The sequence below is a fragment of the Serratia sp. BNK-17 genome (genome assembly GCF_048684935.1).
In the GTDB taxonomy this organism is placed as follows: domain Bacteria; phylum Pseudomonadota; class Gammaproteobacteria; order Enterobacterales; family Enterobacteriaceae; genus Serratia; species Serratia nematodiphila.
Window position 1 is genome coordinate 737362 of sequence record NZ_JBLQTR010000001.1, and the last position, 15282, is coordinate 752643.

Consider the following 15282-nt stretch of genomic DNA (forward strand, 5'->3'; position numbering starts at 1 on the left):
TGTCGCCATCAGAACCAATCTCGGAACTTCGCTGAAAATCTCTCTAAAAACACCTTCGGTGTTGTAAGGTTAAGCCTCACGGATCATTAGTACTGGTTAGCTCAATGCATCGCTGCACTTACACACCCAGCCTATCAACGTCTTAGTCTTAAACGTTCCTTCAGGGGCCTTGAAGGCCCAGGGAAGACTCATCTTGAGGCAAGTTTCGCGCTTAGATGCTTTCAGCGCTTATCTTTTCCGCACTTAGCTACCGGGCAATGCCATTGGCATGACAACCCGAACACCAGTGGTGCGTTCACTCCGGTCCTCTCGTACTAGGAGCAACCCCTCTCAATCTTCCAACGCCCACGGCAGATAGGGACCGAACTGTCTCACGACGTTCTAAACCCAGCTCGCGTACCACTTTAAATGGCGAACAGCCATACCCTTGGGACCTACTTCAGCCCCAGGATGTGATGAGCCGACATCGAGGTGCCAAACACCGCCGTCGATATGAACTCTTGGGCGGTATCAGCCTGTTATCCCCGGAGTACCTTTTATCCGTTGAGCGATGGCCCTTCCATTCAGAACCACCGGATCACTAAGACCTACTTTCGTACCTGCTCGAGCCGTCACTCTCGCAGTCAAGCTAGCTTATGCCTTTGCACTAACCTCACGATGTCCGACCGTGATTAGCTAACCTTCGTGCTCCTCCGTTACTCTTTGGGAGGAGACCGCCCCAGTCAAACTACCCACCAGACACTGTCCTCACCCCGGATCACGGGGCCGAGTTAGAACATCAAACATTAAAGGGTGGTATTTCAAGGATGGCTCCACGCAGACTGGCGTCCACGCTTCAAAGCCTCCCACCTATCCTACACATCAAGGCTCAATGTTCAGTGTCAAGCTATAGTAAAGGTTCACGGGGTCTTTCCGTCTTGCCGCGGGTACACTGCATCTTCACAGCGAGTTCAATTTCACTGAGTCTCGGGTGGAGACAGCCTGGCCATCATTACGCCATTCGTGCAGGTCGGAACTTACCCGACAAGGAATTTCGCTACCTTAGGACCGTTATAGTTACGGCCGCCGTTTACTGGGGCTTCGATCAAGAGCTTCGCCTTGCGGCTGACCCCATCAATTAACCTTCCAGCACCGGGCAGGCGTCACACCGTATACGTCCACTTTCGTGTTTGCACAGTGCTGTGTTTTTATTAAACAGTTGCAGCCAGCTGGTATCTTCGACTGGCTTCAGCTCCATCCGCAAGGGACTTCACCTACATGCCAGCGTGCCTTCTCCCGAAGTTACGGCACCATTTTGCCTAGTTCCTTCACCCGAGTTCTCTCAAGCGCCTTGGTATTCTCTACCTGACCACCTGTGTCGGTTTGGGGTACGATTTAATGTTACCTGGAGCTTAGAGGATTTTCCTGGAAGCAGGGCATCAACTACTTCTGCACCGTAGTGCATCGTCATCACGCCTCAGGGTTGATATGCAACCGGATTTACCAGGTCACACCCCCTACACGCTTAAACCGGGACAACCGTCGCCCGGCCAGCCTAGCCTTCTCCGTCCCCCCTTCGCAGTAACACCAAGTACAGGAATATTAACCTGTTTCCCATCGACTACGCTTTTCAGCCTCGCCTTAGGGGTCGACTCACCCTGCCCCGATTAACGTTGGACAGGAACCCTTGGTCTTCCGGCGAGCGGGCTTTTCACCCGCTTTATCGTTACTTATGTCAGCATTCGCACTTCTGATACCTCCAGCAACCCTCACAGGCCACCTTCAACGGCTTACAGAACGCTCCCCTACCCAACAACGCTAAGCGTCGCTGCCGCAGCTTCGGTGCATGGTTTAGCCCCGTTACATCTTCCGCGCAGGCCGACTCGACCAGTGAGCTATTACGCTTTCTTTAAATGATGGCTGCTTCTAAGCCAACATCCTGGCTGTCTATGCCTTCCCACATCGTTTCCCACTTAACCATGACTTTGGGACCTTAGCTGGCGGTCTGGGTTGTTTCCCTCTTCACGACGGACGTTAGCACCCGCCGTGTGTCTCCCGTGATAACATTCTTCGGTATTCGGAGTTTGCATCGGTTTGGTAAGCCGGGATGGCCCCCTAGCCGAAACAGTGCTCTACCCCCGAAGATGAGTTCACGAGGCGCTACCTAAATAGCTTTCGGGGAGAACCAGCTATCTCCCGGTTTGATTGGCCTTTCACCCCCAGCCACAAGTCATCCGCTAATTTTTCAACATTAGTCGGTTCGGTCCTCCAGTTAGTGTTACCCAACCTTCAACCTGCCCATGGCTAGATCACCGGGTTTCGGGTCTATACCTTGCAACTAATCGCCCAGTTAAGACTCGGTTTCCCTACGGCTCCCCTATACGGTTAACCTTGCTACAAAATATAAGTCGCTGACCCATTATACAAAAGGTACGCAGTCACACCACGAAGGTGCTCCCACTGCTTGTACGTACACGGTTTCAGGTTCTATTTCACTCCCCTCGCCGGGGTTCTTTTCGCCTTTCCCTCACGGTACTGGTTCACTATCGGTCAGTCAGGAGTATTTAGCCTTGGAGGATGGTCCCCCCATATTCAGACAGGATGTCACGTGTCCCGCCCTACTCATCGAACTCACGACCTGTGCATTTTAGTGTACGGGGCTATCACCCTTTACTGCGCGACTTTCCAGACGCTTCCACTAACACACAAGCCGATTCAGGTTCTGGGCTCCTCCCCGTTCGCTCGCCGCTACTGGGGGAATCTCGGTTGATTTCTTTTCCTCGGGGTACTTAGATGTTTCAGTTCCCCCGGTTCGCCTCATGCCACTATGTATTCATGACATGATAGTGTGTCGAAACACACTGGGTTTCCCCATTCGGGTATCGCCGGTTATAACGGTTCATATCACCTTACCGACGCTTTTCGCAGATTAGCACGCCCTTCATCGCCTCTGACTGCCTAGGCATCCACCGTGTACGCTTAGTCACTTAACCTCACAACCCGAAGATGTTTCCATCGTTCGCGCTGCAAACATTTGAGAGACTCTATGACAGGTTACTCTTTATCCCAATACTTCTACGGAGGGATAAATTTCAGCCGTCATGTTTCAATTTTCAGCTTGTTCCAGATTGTTAAAGAGCAATATCTTAAACATGACTCGGAAGTCATCTTTAAGATATGGTGTATCGTCAGATACTGAAGACCGCCGCTTTCACCGGGTGGGTCGGAAGCTTGGCGTCCCCTAGGGGATTCGAACCCCTGTTACCGCCGTGAAAGGGCGGTGTCCTAGGCCTCTAGACGAAGGGGACACGACACCGTACTTTTATGACGCTTTTGCTCGTTACTTTCTATCAGACAATCTGTGTGAGCACGCCACTCGAAGCAATATCTTTAGGTAAGGAGGTGATCCAACCGCAGGTTCCCCTACGGTTACCTTGTTACGACTTCACCCCAGTCATGAATCACAAAGTGGTAAGCGCCCTCCCGAAGGTTAAGCTACCTACTTCTTTTGCAACCCACTCCCATGGTGTGACGGGCGGTGTGTACAAGGCCCGGGAACGTATTCACCGTAGCATTCTGATCTACGATTACTAGCGATTCCGACTTCATGGAGTCGAGTTGCAGACTCCAATCCGGACTACGACGTACTTTATGAGGTCCGCTTGCTCTCGCGAGGTCGCTTCTCTTTGTATACGCCATTGTAGCACGTGTGTAGCCCTACTCGTAAGGGCCATGATGACTTGACGTCATCCCCACCTTCCTCCAGTTTATCACTGGCAGTCTCCTTTGAGTTCCCGGCCGAACCGCTGGCAACAAAGGATAAGGGTTGCGCTCGTTGCGGGACTTAACCCAACATTTCACAACACGAGCTGACGACAGCCATGCAGCACCTGTCTCAGAGTTCCCGAAGGCACCAATCCATCTCTGGAAAGTTCTCTGGATGTCAAGAGTAGGTAAGGTTCTTCGCGTTGCATCGAATTAAACCACATGCTCCACCGCTTGTGCGGGCCCCCGTCAATTCATTTGAGTTTTAACCTTGCGGCCGTACTCCCCAGGCGGTCGATTTAACGCGTTAGCTCCGGAAGCCACGCCTCAAGGGCACAACCTCCAAATCGACATCGTTTACAGCGTGGACTACCAGGGTATCTAATCCTGTTTGCTCCCCACGCTTTCGCACCTGAGCGTCAGTCTTCGTCCAGGGGGCCGCCTTCGCCACCGGTATTCCTCCAGATCTCTACGCATTTCACCGCTACACCTGGAATTCTACCCCCCTCTACGAGACTCTAGCTTGCCAGTTTCAAATGCAGTTCCCAGGTTGAGCCCGGGGATTTCACATCTGACTTAACAAACCGCCTGCGTGCGCTTTACGCCCAGTAATTCCGATTAACGCTTGCACCCTCCGTATTACCGCGGCTGCTGGCACGGAGTTAGCCGGTGCTTCTTCTGCGAGTAACGTCAATTGATGAACGTATTAAGTTCACCACCTTCCTCCTCGCTGAAAGTGCTTTACAACCCGAAGGCCTTCTTCACACACGCGGCATGGCTGCATCAGGCTTGCGCCCATTGTGCAATATTCCCCACTGCTGCCTCCCGTAGGAGTCTGGACCGTGTCTCAGTTCCAGTGTGGCTGGTCATCCTCTCAGACCAGCTAGGGATCGTCGCCTAGGTGAGCCATTACCCCACCTACTAGCTAATCCCATCTGGGCACATCTGATGGCAAGAGGCCCGAAGGTCCCCCTCTTTGGTCTTGCGACGTTATGCGGTATTAGCTACCGTTTCCAGTAGTTATCCCCCTCCATCAGGCAGTTTCCCAGACATTACTCACCCGTCCGCCGCTCGTCACCCGGGGAGCAAGCTCCCCTGTGCTACCGCTCGACTTGCATGTGTTAAGCCTGCCGCCAGCGTTCAATCTGAGCCATGATCAAACTCTTCAATTAAAAGCTTGATTTGCTTCCACTCGAGAAGCGATGCTCAAAGATTTACTGCATGAATTTTACTTCAGTTAGTCACTCTTCAAGACTTGATATTTTTTTGCATCCGAAGATGCTGGATATCGTCTTGTGGAGTGCCCACACAGATTGTCTGATAAATTGTTAAAGAGCAGTGCCGAGAAACTCATCGGCGCGGGCTGCGTATACTACGCTTTTCGCCCGGAGAGTCAAGCGTTTATTTCGCTTTCTTCTCGCTGACCCGGCGGCTTGTCAGTCGTTGTTCCCGGTCAGTGGAGGCGCATTATAGGGAGTTCTCGGCAGGCCGCAACCCCTAATTGCAAAAAACTTTTCAAGCGTTCAAATAATCACCAGAAATGCCTTTTTAGGATGTTTATTAGTCAAAAAACACCGGTTTTAGCGCAGTAATAGCGGCAAACCCTGCAAACAGGAGCAAACGAAGATAAAGAAAAGGGAGCGGTCACCCGCTCCCTTTCATCTTTAATAGGCTTAATTGCCGTTATTGGCGTGCAACGATATGGTCGTTTTCCACATCCAGCGTCACCAGCTTGCCGGGGATCAGCTTGCCGGACAGGATTTGCTGCGCCAACGGGTTCTCGATCTCCTGCTGAATAGCGCGTTTCAACGGACGCGCACCATACACAGGGTCGTAACCGGTTTTGCTCAACAACGCCAGAGCAGGCTCGGTCATGGTTACTTCGTAACCGCGCTCTTCCAAACGCTTGTACAGACGCGACAGCTGAATCTTGGCGATCGCAGCAATGTGTTTCTCGCCCAGCGGATGGAACACCACCACTTCATCGATACGGTTGATGAATTCCGGACGGAAGTGGTGACTCACCATCTCCATCACCGACTCTTTCATCTGCGCGTAGTTCATCTGACCGAAATGCTCCTGGATCAGATCCGAACCCAGGTTGGACGTCATGATCACCACGGTATTGCGGAAATCGACGGTACGGCCCTGGCCATCGGTCAGGCGGCCGTCATCCAACACCTGCAGCAGGATGTTAAACACGTCTGGGTGCGCTTTCTCGACTTCATCCAGCAGGATCACCGAATAAGGCCGGCGACGCACGGCTTCCGTCAGGTAGCCGCCCTCTTCATAACCGACATAGCCCGGAGGCGCGCCGACCAGACGAGAGACGGAGTGTTTCTCCATAAACTCGGACATATCGATACGCACCATGGCGTCGTCGCTGTCGAACAGGAACGAAGCCAGCGCCTTGCAAAGCTCGGTTTTCCCCACCCCGGTCGGGCCAAGGAACAGGAACGAACCGATCGGCCGGTTAGGATCGGACAACCCGGCGCGGCTGCGGCGGATAGCATTAGAGACCGCGCTGACCGCTTCGTCCTGGCCGATCACCCGCGAATGCAGCTCTTGCTCCAGGCGCAGCAGCTTGTCGCGCTCGCCTTCCAGCATTCTGGCCACCGGGATCCCGGTCGCGCGCGCCAGCACTTCGGCAATCTCCGCATCGGTTACCCGGTTGCGCAACAGCTTCATGCTCTTGCCTTCGGCCTGCGTGGCAGCGGCGAGCTGTTTCTCCAGCTCAGGGATCTTGCCGTATTGCAGTTCCGACATCCGCCCCAAATCGCCGACGCGGCGCGCCTGCTCCAGGGTGATTTTGGCCTGCTCAAGTTCCGCCTTGATGTTCTGAGTACCGGAGAGTGACGCTTTTTCCGCTTTCCACTCTTCTTCCAGCTCCGAATATTCGCGTTCTTTCTGCCCCAGCTCATCGCTGAGCATTTCCAGGCGTTTCTTACTGGCGTCGTCCGACTCTTTATTCAGCGCCTGCTGTTCCAGCTTCAACTGAATGATGCGGCGCTCAAGCCTGTCGAGCGATTCAGGCTTGGAGTCCATCTGCATGCGAATGCTGGACGCCGCTTCGTCGATAAGGTCAATAGCCTTGTCCGGCAATTGACGATCGGCGATATAACGGTGCGAAAGCGTTGCCGCCGCCACGATGGCCGGATCGGTGATCTGCACGTGGTGGTGCAGTTCGTAACGCTCTTTCAGGCCGCGCAGAATAGCGATAGTGTCTTCCACACTCGGCTCCGCCACATACACTTTCTGGAAACGACGTTCGAGGGCCGCATCCTTCTCTATATATTGACGATACTCATCCAGCGTGGTGGCACCGACGCAGTGCAGCTCGCCGCGCGCCAGCGCCGGCTTGAGCATGTTGCCCGCATCCATTGCGCCATCCGCCTTACCGGCGCCGACCATGGTGTGCAGTTCGTCGATAAACAGGATCACGCTGCCTTCCTGCTTGGCCAGATCGTTGAGCACGCCTTTCAGACGCTCTTCAAACTCGCCGCGATATTTGGCGCCGGCGATCAAAGCGCCCATATCGAGGGACAATACGCGCTTGTGCTTCAACCCTTCCGGCACTTCGCCGTTGATGATGCGCTGCGCCAGGCCTTCGACGATGGCAGTTTTACCCACGCCAGGTTCGCCGATAAGTACCGGGTTGTTTTTGGTGCGGCGTTGCAGCACCTGAATGGTGCGGCGGATCTCTTCGTCACGGCCAATCACCGGGTCAAGTTTGCCCTGCTCGGCACGTTCGGTCAGATCGATGGTGTATTTCTTCAATGCTTGCCGTTGGTCTTCGGCGCCTTGATCTTCCACGCTGTCACCGCCTCTCATTTGTTCAATGGCTTTGCTGATTTTGTCGGCCGTTGCGCCGGCCGCTTTCAACAAGTCGGTCAACGAGCCGCGGTCTTCCAGCACCGCAAGCACAAACAGCTCGGAAGAAATGAATTTGTCCGCGCGCTTCTGCGCCAGCTTGTCGCACAGGTTCAGGACGCGCACCAGCTCGTGGGACGGTTGAACGTCGCCACCGGTGCCTTCTACCTGCGGTAAACGGGACAGCGCCTGTTCGATTTCGGTGCGCACGCGCCCGGCATCGATACCTGCGGAAGTTAATAGTGGACGAACCGTGCCCCCTTCTTGATTGAGCAGGGCGCTCATCAGATGTAGCGGTTCAATAAACTGGTTGTCGTGCCCAAGGGCTAGTGACTGGGCATCGGCGAGGGCAAGCTGGAATTTGTTGGTAAGACGATCCAGACGCATAACACCTCCAAGATGGGTCGAAATTGCTACTGGAGATTAAATGAGGTCATCCCTCAAATTTTCAAGGTTATCTCGACGCTAAATTTTCGGTACAACGCCATGCGTCGTTGGATCGTCCTAATTCAATAGGTTATATCAGCCAGATTAAACTTGCCAGACGTCCGGTTATTCCGTCGCGCCGATAGGAGAAAAAATGACTCGTTTCGTTAACCGTACAGCGGTCGCCGCCATAGATGGCCTGCACGCCCGCTCGCAACAAACGTTGGCGAGCCAGCAAATAGATATTAGCCAAAAACTTATCGCCGTGCGGGGTAAACGCCGCCGCGGCTTCGGCGTCTTCCGCCATGAAAGCGGCGCGCACCTCCGGCCCGACCTCAAACTGCTGTGGGCCGATCGCCGGCCCCAACCAGGCACTAATTTGGCACGGTGCAGCGCTGAACGCCGCCACGGTTTGCTCCAGCACGCCGTGGCACAATCCGCGCCAGCCAGCGTGGGCGGCAGCTACTTCGTCACCGTGCTGCGAGCAGAACAACACCGGCAGACAATCCGCCGTCATCACGGCACACACCTGCCCCGGCACGTTGCTGTACACCGCATCCGCCCGCAGATCGGCGGGCGCTTTCCCTGTCAACGTCACCACGCGAGTGCCGTGCACCTGCTCGAGCCACACCGGCATCTGCGGCAAACCGGCGGCGGTAACCAAACGTTCCCGATTGCGTGTCACCGCTTGCGCCTCATCACCGACGTGGGTGCCGAGGTTCAGCGAGTCATAAGGCGGCAGGCTAACGCCGCCGCCACGCGTGGTGCTGCAGGCCTTAATGCCGGTAGGCAACGGCCAGTCAGGCAGAATGAGCGAGCTCATTACCAGTCCATCTGATCTTTGAATTCTTCGGTGTCCGCCTTCAGCGCATTGATCAGATCGACCATGTCCTGCGGCAGCGGCGCATGCCACTCCATCTGGATGCCGCTGATCGGATGATACAAACGCAGCATGGTGGCGTGCAGCGCCTGGCGGTCAAAACCGCGCAGCGTGTTGATGAAGGCTTCCGAAGCGCCCTTTGGTGGACGCGGACGGCCGCCGTACAGCGGATCGCCCACCAGCGGATGGCTGATGTAAGCCATGTGCACGCGGATCTGGTGAGTACGGCCGGTTTCCAGGCGCAGGCGCAGGCGGGTGTGTGCGCGGAAGTGTTCCATGATGCGGTAGTGCGTTACCGCCGGTTTACCCATCGGGTGCACCGCCATATGGGTACGCTTGGTGGAATGACGCGCGATAGGCTCTTCTACCGTGCCGCCGGCGGTCATGGTGCCGATCGCCACCGCTTCGTATTCACGGGTGATCTCACGCGCCTGCAGCGCTTCCACCAGCCGGGTTTGCACCGGCACGGTTTTCGCCACCACCATCAGGCCGGTGGTGTCTTTGTCCAGACGGTGCACGATGCCGGCACGCGGCACGTCGGCAATTTCCGGGTAGTGATGCAGCAGCGCATTGAGCACCGTGCCGTCCGGGTTACCGGCGCCAGGGTGCACCACCAAATCGCGCGGTTTGTTGATCACCAGGATGTCGCTGTCTTCATAGACGATATCCAGCGCGATGTCCTGTGGCTCCCAACGCGCCTCTTCTTCAATCTGTGCATCGATGGCGACGGTCTCTCCGCCCAGCACCTTCTCTTTCGGTTTGTTTGACGTTTTGCCATTGACCTTCACCCGATCGCCCAGGATCCACTCTTTTATGCGAGATCGTGAATAATCAGGGAACAATTCGGCCAAAGCCTGATCTAAACGTTGTCCGAGTTGAGATTCGGCCACCGTTGCGGTGAGTTGTACTTGTTGTGCCATATGCAGCTTCTTCGTTAACGTTGGGTTTTCACGGCGATGCCGTTTAATATAATGTGCTATTGTACCTGGTCTTTGTCGGGAGCTTAACGGACAGTCTCCCGGAATAACACCCTGAGGATAATCAAAACGTCATGACGCGTATGAAATATCTGGTGGCGGCAGCCACGTTGAGCCTGGCGCTGGCAGGTTGCTCCACATCCAAGGATGCGGTTCCCGACAACCCACCTTCGGAAATCTATGCTACCGCGCAGCAAAAACTGCAGGACGGTAACTTCAAGGGCGCGATTACGCAACTCGAAGCGTTAGATAACCGCTATCCTTTCGGGCCGTATTCCCAGCAGGTCCAGCTGGATTTGATTTACGCCTACTATAAGGCCGCCGACTTGCCGATGGCTCAGGCATCCATCGATCGCTTCATGCGTCTGAACCCGACGCACCCGAACATCGATTACGTGATGTACATGCGCGGCCTGACCGACATGGCGCTCGATGACAGCGCGCTGCAGGGCTTCTTCGGGGTTGACCGTTCGGACCGCGATCCTCAGCACGCTCGCGCTGCGTTCCGCGACTTCAGCCAGTTGATTCAGCAATACCCGAACAGCCAATACGCGACCGACGCCAACAAGCGTTTGGTGTATCTGAAAGACCGTTTGGCCAAGTATGAGCTTTCGGTGGCGGAATACTACACTAAACGCGGTGCTTACGTCGCGGTCGTTAATCGCGCCGAGCAGATGTTGCGTGAATTCCCGGATACCAAAGCGACGCACGACGTGTTGCCGCTGATGGAAAATGCCTACAAGCAGCTGCAGCTGAACGGCCAGGCTGACAAAGTGGCCAAAGTGATCGCCGCCAACCCGCAATAAGCGCGCGTCGGCAACGGCAGAAAAACCAAACGGCAGCCGAGGCTGCCGTTTTCATTGGCGTCGACCTGGTTTTCACTGGAAAAATACACAAGTAAAAACACGGTGTTAGCTAGTACTCCTCACCGGTCAACTCATCGATAATGCGCCATCCGGCGGCAACTCTCAAGCATTAGATAGCCAATTCAAATGCTGAATCACAGATTGAACTAACTTTGCAAAAAGTGACAAAAAATCGTGATTTACATCACGCATTTAAACAAAAAGCGGGGTATGCTGGATTCACCAAGACGGAAAGACAGAGAGGTAAGTTATATGACATTGAACATTACCAGCAAACAAATGGATATCACTCCCGCAATCCGCAATCACGTCGAAGACCGTCTCACCAAACTGGAAAAATGGCAGACTCAGCTGATTAACCCGCATATCGTCTTATCCAAAGAACCGCAGGGGTTTGTCGCCGATGCTACCATTACCACGCCTAACGGCCCGCTGGTCGCCAGCGCCAAACATGATGACATGTATACCGCCGTTAATGAGCTGATCGCCAAGCTGGAGCGCCAGCTGAACAAAGTGCAGCACAAAGGCGAAGCGCGCCGCTGCAACGCCAGCGTGAAAGACATCGTGCCGGAAGTCACGCAAGAGCAGGAATAACCGTCCGACAGCGATTGCCGCATCAAACGCGCCCGAGGGCGCGTTTTTTGTCGGGTATTTTTGTTGACGGGCTAAAGGCCAGCGGTTACTTTAAAACCTATTCACATTAACCTTAGGTAGCCCATGCCACGCACACCGTTTTTCTTCGCATTCTTTTTTACCTTCCCCTGACTGGGAGGCGTTTCGTCGTGTGAGAAAGAATGCGAAGACGAACAACAAGGCCTCCTGGAGACAGGGGGCTTTTTTTATGGCTGTTTTACAACGAATAAGAACTGAAGGCGGAAGCTGATTATGACTGACAACCCGTTATTGGTGCTGCGCGAGCGCATCAGCGCACTGGACTTGAAACTGTTGGCCCTGCTGGCGGAACGCCGTGAGCTGGCGATCGAAGTCGGCAAGACCAAGCTGCACTCTCACCGCCCGATCCGCGACAAAGAGCGCGAACGCGATCTGCTGGATGCGCTGATCGCCGCCGCCAAACCTTACGACCTGGACGGCTTCTACGTCACCCGTCTGTTTCAACTGATTATCGAAGATTCCGTCCTGACCCAACAGGCGCTGCTGCAGCACCAGCTCAACCCCGTCAGCCAACACTCCGCCCGCATCGCCTTTCTCGGTCCTAAAGGCTCTTATTCGCATCTGGCGGCACGCCAATACGCCGCCCGTCATTTTGATCAGCTGATCGAATGCGGCTGCCAGAAGTTTCAGGATATCTTCGCCCAGGTGGAAACCGGCCAGGCGGACTACGCAATTTTGCCGATCGAGAACACCAGTTCCGGTTCGATTAACGAGGTGTACGATCTGCTGCAACACACCAGCCTGTCGATCGTCGGCGAACTAACCAACCCGATCGATCATTGCGTTCTGGTGGCCGGCGACAGCGACCTGGGCCAGATTGAAACCGTCTACAGCCACCCGCAGCCGTTCCAACAGTGCAGCCAGTTCCTTAACCGCTTCCCGCACTGGAAAATCGAGTACACCGAAAGCACCGCCGCGGCGATGGAGAAAGTCGCCAAGCTGAATTCGCCGAAGGTGGCGGCGCTGGGCAGTGAGGCCGGCGGCGCGTTGTACGGGCTGCAGGTGCTGGAACACAACCTCGCCAACCAGCAGCAGAACATCACTCGCTTCATCGTCCTGGCGCGCAAAGCGATCGACGTATCTGAACAGGTGCCGGCCAAAACCACACTGATCATGGCGACCGGCCAACAATCCGGCGCGCTGGTCGAAGCGCTGCTGGTTCTGCGCGACAACGGCATCATCATGACCAAACTGGAATCACGCCCGATCAACGGCAATCCGTGGGAAGAGATGTTTTATATCGATGTGCAGGCCAACCTGCGCGCCGACGCGATGCAAAAAGCGCTGCGCGATCTGGCGCCAATCACCCGCTCGCTGAAGGTACTGGGCTGCTACCCGAGCGATACCGTGGTGCCGGTCAACCCATCCTGAAACCATAAAAAAAGGTTCGGCCAAGCCGAACCTTTTACGTTTACCGCCCGCGTTTTACTGCCGGCTGTCGTTAGCCTGCCGCAACAGCGTGCGGCTCTCCACCAGGAAGCGTTGGGCGTAATCGCCGAACCAGTGCTCCACCTTGCGGAAACTGTCGATAAACGCCTGTTTGTCGCCATGCTCCAACAGCGTTATCGCCTCGCCGAAGCGCTGGTAGTAACGTTTAATCAGCGCCACGTTTTCCTCCGACGACATGATGATATCGGCGTAAAGCTGCGGATCCTGCGCAAACAGGCGGCCAACCATCGCCAGCTCCAGCCGGTAGATCGGCGAGGAGAGCGCCAGCAACTGCTCCAGTTGCACGTTCTCTTCCGCCAGATGCAACCCGTAGGCGAAGGTGGCGAAGTGCCGCAGCGCCTGAATAAACGCCATGTTCTGATCGTGTTCGACCGCGCTGATGCGATGCAGCCGCGCGCCCCACACCTGCAGCTGTTCAAGCAACCATTGGTAAGCCTCCGGCTGGCGGCCGTCGCAGTAAACCACCACCTGCTTCGCCACGCTGCCCACGTCCGGGCCGAACATCGGGTGCAACCCTACCACTGGGCCGCTGTGCGCCGCCAACATCGCATGCAGCGGGCGGTTCTTCACCGACGCCAAATCCACCAGAATACAGTCGGCAGGCAGCGTCGGCAGGCGGCTTATCACCTGCTCGGTCACGTGGATCGGCACGCTGACGATCACCATGCCGGCGTCTGCCAGCAGCTGTTCCGCCTGCGGCCAATCTTCCTGATCCAGTACCCTGACCTGATAACCCGACAGCGTCAGCAAGCGGTTGAACAGCCTTCCCATCTGGCCGTTGCCGCCGATGATGACGATCGGCCGCAGCTGCGGACACAAAGTTTTAAAGCCTTTATCGTTCTCGCTGACGTAGGATTCGCGCATCACGCGGCGCAAAACGTCCTCGATCAAATCCGGCGGCACGCCGAGGTTTTCCGCCTCCTGGCGACGCGAGGCCAGCATCGCGGCTTCGCGCTCCGGTACGTAAACCGGCAGGCCATGACGGCTTTTGACTTCGCCCACTTCCGCTACCAGATGCAGGCGTTTCGCCAGCAGACCCAGCAGCGCTTTATCCACCTCATCGATTTGATCGCGCAGCGCGGTCAGTTCGGCCACCATAACTTACTTTTCTCCCGTGCGGGCCGCCAGCGCAGCGCCGAGTTCCTGATGCATATGACGCAGCAGGGTTTCCGTGCTCTCCCAGTTGATGCAGGCGTCGGTGACGGACACACCGTAACGCATGTCTGCACGCGGCTGTTCGGAAGACTGATTGCCCTCATGCAGATGGCTCTCCAGCATAATGCCGGTGATTGAGCGGTTACCCGCTTTGATCTGCTCTACCACGGACTCGGCCACCGCCGGCTGACGGCGATAGTCTTTATTCGAGTTGCCATGGCTGCAATCTATCATCAAGGACGGATGGAGTCCCGCCTCGAGCATCTGTTTTTCACAGGCCGCGACGTGCTCAGCGCTGTAGTTCGGGGTTTTGCCGCCGCGCAGGATCACGTGTCCGTCCGGGTTGCCCTGCGTCTGCAGCAGGCAAACCTGGCCTGCCTGGTTGATGCCGACGAAGCGGTGCGGCATAGCCGCGGCGCGCATGGCGTTGATGGCGGTGCCCAGACTGCCATCGGTGCCGTTTTTGAACCCGACCGGCATCGACAGGCCGGAGGCCATTTCGCGGTGGGTCTGAGATTCGGTGGTACGCGCGCCGATCGCCGACCAGCTGAACAAATCCCCCAGGTACTGCGGGCTGTTCGGATCCAACGCTTCGGTAGCCAACGGCAAGCCCATGCCCACCAGATCCAGCAACAGGCGACGCGCGATATGCAAGCCTGCTTCAACGTCAAACGAACCGTCCATGTACGGATCGTTGATCAAACCTTTCCAGCCGACAGTGGTTCTGGGTTTTTCAAAGTAGACGCGCATAACGATATACAGCTGATCGCTCAAGTCAGCCGCCAGGGTTTTCAAACGACGGGCATAGTCCAGCGCCGCGTCCGGATCGTGGATCGAACAAGGCCCGCACACCACCAACAGGCGATGATCGCGCCCCTGCAAAATGTTGGCGATAGTGTTGCGCGCAGTGGCGATCTCATTTTCGTCGTCGGCGCTGAGCGGGAACTGGTTCTTCAGCTCCTCCGGCGTGATGAGAACCTGTTCTGCACTGATGTGTACGTTATTGAGCGCGTCTTTTTGCATGATGCTATTCCTGTCGTTTGGCGTTATGCGTTGAAATGGAACATTGAGCGTTTCAGGGCTCTACCCTATCACGATATGTAAAGTTTTCAATCCATTTCCCGTAAATAAAAAATTACCGTAATCACCCTGATTAAATCACCTTTGAAAAAGGCTTGTAAAAACCATTTAAAATACAACAAATACATAGCATTAACGAATAACAAACCCCGTCATTCCACAT

9 protein-coding genes, 1 tRNA gene, 2 rRNA genes and 1 other annotated feature are annotated in these 15282 nt (G+C 55.5%); of the genes, 4 read left to right on the forward strand and 8 right to left on the reverse strand.

Annotated features, from left to right (window positions below):
• Positions 1-65 precede the first annotated feature (65 nt).
• From ACMGF7_RS03680 to rluD, 6 genes are all read right to left on the reverse strand, one after another.
• A 23S ribosomal RNA gene (locus ACMGF7_RS03680) occupies positions 66-2972 on the reverse strand.
• Positions 2973-3211: 239 nt separating this feature from the next.
• Positions 3212-3287, reverse strand: a tRNA-Glu gene (locus ACMGF7_RS03685).
• Positions 3288-3374: 87 nt separating this feature from the next.
• Positions 3375-4916 (reverse strand): 16S ribosomal RNA (locus ACMGF7_RS03690).
• The 16S and 23S rRNA genes sit together here with 1 tRNA gene alongside, the layout of an rRNA operon.
• A gap of 511 nt (positions 4917-5427) precedes the next feature.
• On the reverse strand, positions 5428-8001 hold the full coding sequence (clpB, locus tag ACMGF7_RS03695; protein ID WP_004932446.1) for an ATP-dependent chaperone ClpB: 2574 nt from the start codon (positions 7999-8001) through the stop codon (positions 5428-5430).
• A 130-nt stretch (positions 8002-8131) separates the two neighbouring features.
• Entirely contained in the window at positions 8132-8863 is a 732-nt protein-coding gene (yfiH, locus tag ACMGF7_RS03700) for a purine nucleoside phosphorylase YfiH (RefSeq protein ID WP_103085963.1), read from the reverse strand.
• Positions 8863-9840 carry a 23S rRNA pseudouridine(1911/1915/1917) synthase RluD gene (gene rluD / locus ACMGF7_RS03705; protein ID WP_420286357.1) on the reverse strand — a complete coding sequence of 326 codons (978 nt, stop codon included), beginning with the start codon at positions 9838-9840 and terminating at the stop codon, positions 8863-8865. The genes yfiH and rluD overlap by 1 nt, the downstream gene beginning before the upstream one ends.
• A gap of 131 nt (positions 9841-9971) precedes the next feature.
• Here rluD and bamD point away from each other — a divergent pair, with 131 nt between their 5' ends.
• From bamD to pheA, 4 genes are all read left to right on the forward strand, one after another.
• Entirely contained in the window at positions 9972-10703 is a 732-nt protein-coding gene (gene bamD / locus ACMGF7_RS03710; protein ID WP_004932456.1) for an outer membrane protein assembly factor BamD, read from the forward strand.
• Positions 10704-11015: 312 nt separating this feature from the next.
• On the forward strand, positions 11016-11357 hold the full coding sequence (gene raiA, locus ACMGF7_RS03715; protein ID WP_004932457.1) for a ribosome-associated translation inhibitor RaiA: 342 nt from the start codon (positions 11016-11018) through the stop codon (positions 11355-11357).
• A 122-nt stretch (positions 11358-11479) separates the two neighbouring features.
• Positions 11480-11606 (forward strand) — a sequence feature (Phe leader region).
• Positions 11481-11528 (forward strand): hypothetical protein, encoded by a 48-nt coding sequence (locus tag ACMGF7_RS03720; protein ID WP_101428074.1) that lies wholly within the window; start codon positions 11481-11483, stop codon positions 11526-11528. It overlaps the preceding feature by 48 nt.
• 42 nt (positions 11607-11648) lie before the next feature.
• Positions 11649-12806, forward strand: a complete 1158-nt coding sequence (pheA, locus tag ACMGF7_RS03725) for a bifunctional chorismate mutase/prephenate dehydratase (RefSeq protein WP_049187931.1) — start codon at positions 11649-11651, stop codon at positions 12804-12806.
• Positions 12807-12860: 54 nt separating this feature from the next.
• Here the strand turns inward: pheA and tyrA are convergent, their stop codons facing one another.
• Complete coding sequence (gene tyrA / locus ACMGF7_RS03730; RefSeq protein WP_004932463.1) at positions 12861-13982, reverse strand: bifunctional chorismate mutase/prephenate dehydrogenase; 1122 nt, start codon at positions 13980-13982, stop codon at positions 12861-12863.
• Between the two features lie 3 nt (positions 13983-13985).
• On the reverse strand, positions 13986-15062 hold the full coding sequence (locus tag ACMGF7_RS03735) for a 3-deoxy-7-phosphoheptulonate synthase (RefSeq protein ID WP_004932466.1): 1077 nt from the start codon (positions 15060-15062) through the stop codon (positions 13986-13988).
• Positions 15063-15282: the final 220 nt, after the last annotated feature.

Coding starts and splice junctions, on each gene's coding strand:
- ACMGF7_RS03735 (WP_004932466.1), bottom strand. CDS start 15,062: ATGCAAAAAGACGCGCTCAATAACGTACACATCAGTGCAGAACAGGTT.
- rluD (WP_420286357.1), bottom strand. CDS start 9,840: ATGGCACAACAAGTACAACTCACCGCAACGGTGGCCGAATCTCAACTC.
- raiA (WP_004932457.1), top strand. CDS start 11,016: ATGACATTGAACATTACCAGCAAACAAATGGATATCACTCCCGCAATC.
- tyrA (WP_004932463.1), bottom strand. CDS start 13,982: ATGGTGGCCGAACTGACCGCGCTGCGCGATCAAATCGATGAGGTGGAT.
- yfiH (WP_103085963.1), bottom strand. CDS start 8,863: ATGAGCTCGCTCATTCTGCCTGACTGGCCGTTGCCTACCGGCATTAAG.
- bamD (WP_004932456.1), top strand. CDS start 9,972: ATGACGCGTATGAAATATCTGGTGGCGGCAGCCACGTTGAGCCTGGCG.
- pheA (WP_049187931.1), top strand. CDS start 11,649: ATGACTGACAACCCGTTATTGGTGCTGCGCGAGCGCATCAGCGCACTG.
- clpB (WP_004932446.1), bottom strand. CDS start 8,001: ATGCGTCTGGATCGTCTTACCAACAAATTCCAGCTTGCCCTCGCCGAT.